General features: G+C 57.2%; 1 protein-coding gene. It reads right to left on the reverse strand.

Features of this window, described 5'->3' with window-relative positions:
* Nucleotides 1–405, reverse strand: a 405-nt coding sequence (locus tag RM704_RS45860; protein ID WP_498076469.1) for an aromatic amino acid transport family protein, incomplete at its 3' end; no start/stop codon positions are given.
* Between the last annotated feature and the right edge of the window lie 6 nt (nt 406–411).

Consider the following 411-nt stretch of genomic DNA (forward strand, 5'->3'; position numbering starts at 1 on the left):
GTAGAGCAGCATGGCGGGGATGATGCCTGTCCAGACGGTTGCCGCCAGGCCGACGCAGCCGATGGCGGTAACGAAGCCGGTGGGGAAGAGCAGGCAGGAAATCAGGGGCGGCAGGAAGGTCAGCGCGGCGGTTTTGGTGCGGCCGGACATGCTGTCGTTCCATTTGAAGATGTCGGCGATGTAGTCGAACAGGCCTAAGGTTACGCCTAAAAACGAGGTGGCGATTGCCATGTAGGAAAATAGGGACAATATTTTATCCATATTACCGGTTTGGGCGAATTTGGACAGGGTTTCAATCAGGACGGAGACTTGCCCTTCGGCGGCAATCACGGGGGCGAACTCGTTGCGCGGCAGGTTGCCTTGGATGGCGGTTTGCCAGAGGACGTAAATTACCAAGGCAACCAACGTACC

The sequence above is a fragment of the Streptomyces gottesmaniae genome, from assembly GCF_031845845.1.
GTDB classification, from domain to species: domain Bacteria; phylum Actinomycetota; class Actinomycetes; order Streptomycetales; family Streptomycetaceae; genus Streptomyces; species Streptomyces akebiae.